This is a genomic window from Streptomyces sp. NPDC057616 (assembly GCF_042800575.1).
Taxonomy (GTDB): Bacteria; Actinomycetota; Actinomycetes; order Streptomycetales; family Streptomycetaceae; genus Streptomyces.
The window spans coordinates 25375-32346 of record NZ_JBHVGU010000055.1; the positions used below are offsets into that span (position 1 = coordinate 25375).

Sequence of the window (6972 nt, forward strand, 5' to 3'; positions counted from 1 at the left end):
CTGTCCCATTAGTGACAAGTGGATCGCCCGGGGCATTCCCGGCGTCCGTGGGGACGCGCCGGCGGGTGAGGGGCGATGATGACCGTCATGGCCTTGACGACGGCGTTCACCAAGCTTTTCGGCGTACGGCATCCGATCGCACTCGCGCCGATGGGCGGCTCGGCCGGGGGTGCGCTGACCGCGGCCGTCTCGCGCGGAGGCGGCTTCGGAATCCTGGGCGCGGGCGGGGGAGACCCGGACTGGCTGGCCCGGGAACTGCCGCTCGTGACCGGGGACGGCGGCCTGCCCTGGGGCATCGGCTTCCAGACCTGGGCGATCAGCGTCGAGACGGTCGACCGCGCGCTGGAGCACGGCCCGCGGGCAGTGATGCTGTCCTTCGGTGACCCCGGTCCGTTCGCCGCGCGCATCCGGGCGGCCGGCGCGTCGCTGATCATTCAGGTCACCGATGTGGACGAGGCGCGGCGGGCGGTGGACCTGGGAGCCGACGTGATCGTGGCCCAGGGGACGGAGGGCGGCGGGCACGGCGCCCGGAAGGGGCGCTCCACGTTGCCGTTCGTACCCGTCGTGGTGGACCTGGCGGCACCGGTGCCTGTGCTCGCGGCCGGCGGGATCGCCGACGGACGGGGAGTGGCCGCCGCCCTGGCGCTCGGCGCCGCCGGAGCGCTGCTCGGCACCCGCTTCCAGGCGACGCGCGAGGCGCTGGTCGATCCCGCGGCCGCCAAGGCGATCGTGGAGGGCCGCGGACAGGACACGGAACGCAACCGCGTGCTGGACATCGCCCGCGGTTCGCGCTGGCCGGAGCGCTACACGGCACGCACGCTCGGCCACCCCTTCCTGGACCGCTGGCGGGACCGCGAGGCCGACCTCGCCGCCGACCCCCGGGCGGCCCGGCAGGACTATCGCGAGGGCGTCGCACGCGGCGACCTGCCACCGCTTCCGGTCTGGGCGGGCGAGGGCGTAGACCTGATCAACGACCTGGCGCCCGCCGCTGCCCTCGTCGGCGCGCTGTCGGAACGGGCGGAGCGGGCGTTGGCTCGGGCGGGCGGGCTGGAGTTGGGCGACGCGTCGGGGGCGTGACGGTGGTGAGCCGCGGGGCCCGCGGCTCTGGCCGGGCGAGATGCGAGTCGCGGGCCGCGGGCTGGGGGGCGCGGTTCTTGTCTGTGGGCCGGGGCGCGGTGACCTGTTCAACGACCTGGCGCCCGCCGCTGCCCTCGTCGGCGCGCTGTCGGAACGGGCGGAGCGGGCGTTGGCTCGGGCGGGTGGGCTGGAGTTGGGCGACGCGTCGGGCCCATGACGCCGGCGAGCCCCGCGGCTCGCATCTCGTGCTGGGCGAGGTGCGGGTCACGGGGCTCGGGTGCCGCTCATCAATGGGTCGAGACGGCTAAGTGGTCGTAGGGGTGGGGGAGTTGGGGCCAGGGCCGGACCGTCGACGGTCAGCCGTGGCAGATCAGGACGATCAGGCCGTCGCAGTCGTCGCCGTCGTCGTCCCAGCCGCCGTGCCGGTGGTGGGCGGCGCGGTTGTCGTGGGCCTGGGGCTGGACCGTGTTGGTGTGCGGGGCGGGCGGCGCCGCCATCGCCGGTGCGGCCGTTCCCGCGAGTGCCGCGCAGGCGAGGCCCAGGGCGGCACCCACCGCGAGTATTCGCGGAATGCGGGAGCTGGTCTTCTCGGAGTGACGGGAGCGACTGGGGTTGAGCTCTGCTGTGTTCATGCAGTCACCGTGCCTGCCCCGGCGGCCGATTTCGCGCCGGGCGAGCCGACCGGGTGAGACCCCTGTCTCCCCCTGATCGCCCGATCGGGCCACGTCAGAGGCCGAGTCGGAGGCCGATCGGAGGCCGGGTCAGAGACCCAGGTCGGCGGCAACGCAGGAGAAGGACGTCCACGACGCCTCGGGGTTGTAGGCGTCCCGTGCCGGGTCGTGTGCCGACGCCTGCTTCTCCTCCACCATCTCCTCGAAACGAATGCGCTCGGGCAGCTTCCCGAAGCGTGCGTGACGTACTGCCGCTGCACTGTCCACGGCGCCGTGGTTCTCCATGGCCAACCTCCGCTCGATCGATGTGGAGCGAGTCCCCATCGTGTGGTGGATCTCAGAATCACACTCCATCACGTCACCTGTCAAGCTGGTGACGATATGCAAGCGTTCTGCTCCAGGGGGAGGTTGTGCTGAGATCGTTACTGGTGCAGGCGGTGACGTGTCCTGGTTTCGGTCCCCGCCGGCCTGCGCGCCACGCCAGGCCGCGCGTTGACGCCAACTGCCAGGAGCAGCGCGCCCATTGCGGCGCACGCCGTGCCGCGCCAGCCGACGGCGTCGAGCAGCGGTGCTGCGAGGGCGGTGCCGACGGCGCCGATCGTGAAGTAGAGCACCAGGTAGACGCTGCTGAGGCTCCCGGAGCGGCCGGGGTCGAGGGCGATGATGCGGCTCTGGTTGGCCGCCTGGGCCGCGAAGCAGCCGGCGTCGAAGAGGGCGAGCCCGGCCACCGTGACGAGCGGTTCGTCGAGACCGGTCGCGAGCAGCGCGACCCCGGCCGCGGCGGTGAGTACGGACGCCGTGATCACCGCGCGCGGGGCGTAACGGTCGGTGAGACGACCCGTGAAGGGGAGGGCCGTGAAGCCGAGGAGCCCGGCCAGGCTGTACAGGCCGATGGCCGTCGGGGAGAGCGCGTGGGGCGGCCGGGCGAGGGCCAGGGCGAGAGCGACCCAGACGAGGGTGAAGGCGAAGTACCACAGGCCTCCCGCCGCCACCGCCTGCCGTAGCGGCGCGACGTCGCGCAGCAGCGGGGGAAGCGCCGCGAGCGTCGCGCGGTAGCCGCGGTCGGAGTGCGGCCGCCGCCGGGGCAGCACCAGGGCGGCGGTGAGCGCGCCTAGCAGGGCGAGACCGGCGAAGACGAGGAGCATCCGCCGCCACCCGAGCAGGTCGGTGAGGGCGCCGCCCACCAGGCGGCTGAGCAGGATTCCGGCCGACATCCCGGCGGCCACGACGGCGACGCCGGCTCCACGGCGCCCGGGCGGGGCGTGCCGGCCCGCGATGTTGCCCGCCTGGGCGGCGACGCTCGCGGCCGCGCCGATGAGCACGTAGGCGGTGAGGAGGACGACCGCGTTCGGTGCGACGGCCGCGGCGGTGAGCGCGGCGGCCAGGGCGGTGAGCTGGGTGCCGACCAGGCGGCCGGGGGAGAGGTGGTCGGTGAGCGGGAGCAGGAGGGCGAAGCCGATCGTGCAGCCGGCGAGGGCGGCCGTCGGCACGAGCCCGATCACGGCCGGGGAGACGCGCAGGTCGGTGGCGACGACGCCGAGGGCGGGCTGGACGGCGTAGTTGTTGGCGATCGCCGTGCCCGCGACGACGGCGAGGAGAAGGGTGCCGCCGAGCGGGAGGGGCCGGGTCACGGCCGTGTGTCGCGGGTGAGGACGACGGCGTAACGGCACTGCGTGTCGGTGTCGTTGACGAAGACGCGGTCGGTGGGATCGCCGAGTTCGATGGTGTCGCCCGCCTCCAACTCGTGGACGGTGCCGCCGTCGTGGAAGGTCAGGCGGCCGTCGAGGACCCACACGACCTGCCGTACGAAGGCGAAGGCGGCGGCCGGGTACGGCACGCGGGCGCCGGCGGGGAGCCGGATCTCGGCGATCTCGGCGGGGAACCGGGGGCCGGTGATCTGGCGGCGCCGGTAGCCGGTGGCGGGGTCGCGCCACTCGGGCGCCTCGGCCCGGCGGCGTACGCCCGCACCGCCGGCGGATGGGCCGGCCTCGTCCGCCTCGTCCCCGGCGTCCGCCGCGTCCGTTGTCCCTTCGGCGAGGGCGAGCAGGGAGGCGACGCTCAGCTGGAAGGCGGCCGACAGCTTGCCGAGCACGACGGCCGTCGGGCTGCTCTCGCCCCGCTCGATCCGGCTGATCATGGCCTGCGAGACGCCGGAGGCGTCGGCGAGCTGGGCCAGGGTCCAGCGGCGCCGCTCCCGCTCGGTGCGGACCCGTGCGGCGATTTGCCCGACCAGGGGATCTACTATGTTGGACATGAATCCAATATACGAGAGAAGCCGGACGGTGACGGTACGTCCGGCGCGGGCCGATGACGTGGAGATCGTGCGGGCCATCCGCAACCACGCCATCGAGCACTCGACGGCACTCTGGACGCAGACCCCGCAGTCCCCCAAGGAGGCGGTCGGCTGGCTCGCCGCGCATCTGGAGCGCGGCTCGGCGTTCGTGGCCGAGGCCGACGGCGAGGTGGCCGGGTTCGCGGCCTACGGCCCGTGGCGCGCCCTGGACGGCTACCGCCACACCGTGGAGGACTCGGTCTACGTCCGCGAGGGGCACCACGGGCTCGGCATCGGCTCCGCGCTGCTGACCGCGCTCATCGACGCGGCGCGCGCGGCCGGCCACCACGTCGTGATCGCCGGTATCGAGGCCGGGAACGCGGCCTCGATCCGGCTGCACGAACGCTTCGGGTTCGAGCACGTCGGCATGGTGCCGGAGGTCGGCACCAAGTTCGGCCGCTGGCTCGACCTGACCCTCATGCGGCTGCCCCTGTCCTGAACTCCGCGTGCGCCCCTACGACGCCGCGTTGTCGCGGGGCTGGCCCTTCTCGTGGAAGTCGCCGTCCTGAGCCGGCCGGTCCGTGCGCTTCGTGGGCTTCGAGGGCCTCGTGGGCCGCGTGTGCGGACCGTCGTGCGCGACCTGGTGGCTGCCGCGCAGGGCCGAGGCGACCGCGGAGATCAGGGCCATGCCCGCGGCGACGCTGAAAACGATGGTGAGGCCGTGGTGGAACGGCCCCGAGACCAGCTGCGGGAAGAACGTGTGGCCGGTCAGCGCCGCCCGCTGGGCCGAGGTGACATGGTCGAGGGCGCCGTCGGACGCCAGCAGGTGCTCGATGGGGTTGTTGCCGAGGAACGTGGCGAACAGCGTGCTCACCGGCGGCAGCGAGGCGGCATGCTCGGCCGCCCCCGGCGGCACGCCGTGGGCCTGGAGCCCGCTGCTCAGGGTCCCGGGCAACGACGAGGCGAGGCCCGACACCATCAGCGAGAAGAACACGCCGATCGACAGGGCGGTGCCGGAGTTCTGGAAGGTGGAGCGCATGCCCGAGGCGACACCCCGGTACTCGGGCCGCACACTCCCCATGATCGAGGACGTGTTGGGCGCGGAGAACATGCCCTGCCCCAGCCCGTTGAGCAGCAGCAGCGCCGCGAACAGGCCGTAGTCGAAATCGACCGGCAGGGCGAGCAGGCCGAGGAACGAGACCGCCACGACCACCAGTCCGGCCGTCGAGAACAGCCGCGCGCCGAACCGGTCCGACAGGAAGCCGGAGACGGGGCCCGCTATCAGGAAGCCGACCGTGAGCGGCAGCATGAAGACGCCGGCCCACAGCGGGGTGTCCTCGAAGTCGTAGCCGTGCAGGGGCAGCCAGATGCCCTGCAGCCAGATGATGAGCATGAACTGCAGACCGCCGCGGGCGATCGCGGTGAGCAGGGCGGCCAGGTTTCCCGCGGCGAAGGCACGGACCTTGAACAGCGCGAGGTTGAACATCGGTTCGGCGACGCGTGTCTCGACGTAGCAGAAGAGCAGCAGGAGGCCGGCGCCGCCGAACAGGCCGGTGAGGACGCAGGGGTTGCCCCAGCCGGTGGCGCTGCCGCCGTAGGGCTGGATGCCGTAGGTGATGCCGGCGAGCAGGATGCCCGCGCCGACGGCGAAGGTGAGGTTGCCCAGCCAGTCGACGCGGCCGGGGCGGCCCGCCGAGGTCTCGCGAAGGCTGAGGTAGGACCAGATCGTGCCGGTGATGCTGATCGGGACGCTGATCCAGAACACGGCGCGCCAGTCGACGGCGGCGAGCAGACCGCCCGCGAGAAGGCCGAGGAACTGCCCGGCGAGCGCGGTGATCTGGTTGATGCCCAGCGCCATGCCGCGCTGCCGGGCGGGGAAGGCGTCGGTGAGGATGGCGGCGGAGTTGGCGGTGAGCATGGAACCGCCGAAGGCCTGCACGATGCGCCAGACGATCAGCCACAGTGCACCCGCCCCCGCGTGGAACGGATCCAGGGACAGGGCGACGGAGGCGCACGCGAAGATCAGGAAGCCCAGGTTGTAGATCCGCACCCGGCCGAACATGTCGCCGAGCCGGCCGAGGACGACGACCAGGACGGCGGAGACCAGCAGATAGCCCAGGATCATCCAGAGCAGATAGCCGATGTTGCCCGGGGCGAGCGGATCGAGGCCGATGCCGCGGAAGATCGCCGGCAGCGAGATGATCACGATCGAGGCGTCCATCGTGGCGATGAGCACGCCGAGCGTGGTGTTCGACAGCGCGATCCACTTGTAGCCGGGCCCGACCGGGGTGTCCTTCCTGCGTGCCGAGCGCAGGGCGCCGAACGCGGACGGCCCGGTCACAGCCGCTCCGCCAGCCGGTCGAGCAGGGGAAGGGCCGCCGCGAGCGCCACGCGCTCGTCCGCGCTGAACTCCTCGAGGACGGCGCCCAGCCGGTGGACGGACTCGGAGCGGCGCTCCGCCAGCATGGCGCGTCCCTCGTCGGTGATCGCCACGATGCTGCGCCGCCCGTCCGCCGGGTCGGGGCTGCGGCCGACGAGACCGCGCTGTTCCAGCAGCGTGAGGGTGCTCGCCATCGCCTGCGGACGGACCCGCTCCATCTCGGCGAGGGACGTCGGCGTGTCCGGGCCGTCGTGGTTGAGCCGGGCCAGCACCGACACGCCGGAGAGGGACACGTCCCCCACGGCGTGGGACTGGCGCAGCCGCCGCGTCACCCGGCCCATCGCGAGCCGCAGGTCGGACGCGAGTTGCGCGGTCTCGCCCGGGTCGCGGGTCTCGGCGCTGCCCGCGCCGCTGTTCGCCTTCATGGGTACTAAGCCTAGATTTATCAGTTGGGACTGCTCAATCAATTGTTAGTAAATGCGGCGGCCGGCGGCACCTGTCTCGGTGCCGCCGGCCGGGGCGGTTTGTGCGGGGGTGGCGCGCCGGGTGTTAGCCAGCCCCCCGCTCCCCGA

8 protein-coding genes are annotated in these 6972 nt (G+C 73.0%); 2 read left to right on the forward strand and 6 right to left on the reverse strand.

The annotated features are described in order from the left end of the window. The first annotated feature begins 87 nt into the window (after nucleotides 1-87). Nucleotides 88-1077, forward strand: coding sequence for an NAD(P)H-dependent flavin oxidoreductase (locus ACFU97_RS41775; protein ID WP_384267341.1), 990 nt, complete (start codon nucleotides 88-90; stop codon nucleotides 1075-1077). Between the two features lie 356 nt (nucleotides 1078-1433). On the opposite strand, the gene ACFU97_RS41780 is transcribed toward ACFU97_RS41775, so the two are convergent. The 4 genes from ACFU97_RS41780 to ACFU97_RS41795 all read right to left on the reverse strand — a co-directional run bounded on the left by ACFU97_RS41780 (nucleotide 1434) and on the right by ACFU97_RS41795 (nucleotide 4002). Further along, entirely contained in the window at nucleotides 1434-1709 is a 276-nt protein-coding gene (locus ACFU97_RS41780; RefSeq protein WP_384267343.1) for a hypothetical protein, read from the reverse strand. 129 nt (nucleotides 1710-1838) lie between these two features. Beyond that, nucleotides 1839-2033, reverse strand: a complete 195-nt coding sequence (locus tag ACFU97_RS41785; protein WP_384267346.1) for a hypothetical protein — start codon at nucleotides 2031-2033, stop codon at nucleotides 1839-1841. Between the two features lie 137 nt (nucleotides 2034-2170). Beyond that, nucleotides 2171-3379: an MFS transporter gene (locus ACFU97_RS41790; protein WP_384267348.1), complete on the reverse strand. Its 1209-nt coding sequence runs from the start codon at nucleotides 3377-3379 to the stop codon at nucleotides 2171-2173. Further along, nucleotides 3376-4002, reverse strand: coding sequence for a helix-turn-helix domain-containing protein (locus tag ACFU97_RS41795; RefSeq protein WP_384267350.1), 627 nt, complete (start codon nucleotides 4000-4002; stop codon nucleotides 3376-3378). The genes ACFU97_RS41790 and ACFU97_RS41795 overlap by 4 nt, the downstream gene beginning before the upstream one ends. Here ACFU97_RS41795 and ACFU97_RS41800 point away from each other — a divergent pair. Then, nucleotides 4001-4519 (forward strand): GNAT family N-acetyltransferase, encoded by a 519-nt coding sequence (locus tag ACFU97_RS41800; RefSeq protein WP_384267352.1) that lies wholly within the window; start codon nucleotides 4001-4003, stop codon nucleotides 4517-4519. The two genes, ACFU97_RS41795 and ACFU97_RS41800, sit on opposite strands and share 2 nt — an antisense overlap. 15 nt (nucleotides 4520-4534) lie before the next feature. On the opposite strand, the gene ACFU97_RS41805 is transcribed toward ACFU97_RS41800, so the two are convergent. Together ACFU97_RS41805 and ACFU97_RS41810 are read right to left on the reverse strand one after the other, a co-directional pair. Next, nucleotides 4535-6241, reverse strand: a complete 1707-nt coding sequence (locus ACFU97_RS41805; protein ID WP_384267405.1) for an MFS transporter — start codon at nucleotides 6239-6241, stop codon at nucleotides 4535-4537. Between the two features lie 116 nt (nucleotides 6242-6357). Beyond that, nucleotides 6358-6825, reverse strand: coding sequence for a MarR family winged helix-turn-helix transcriptional regulator (locus tag ACFU97_RS41810; protein WP_384267355.1), 468 nt, complete (start codon nucleotides 6823-6825; stop codon nucleotides 6358-6360). Between the last annotated feature and the right edge of the window lie 147 nt (nucleotides 6826-6972).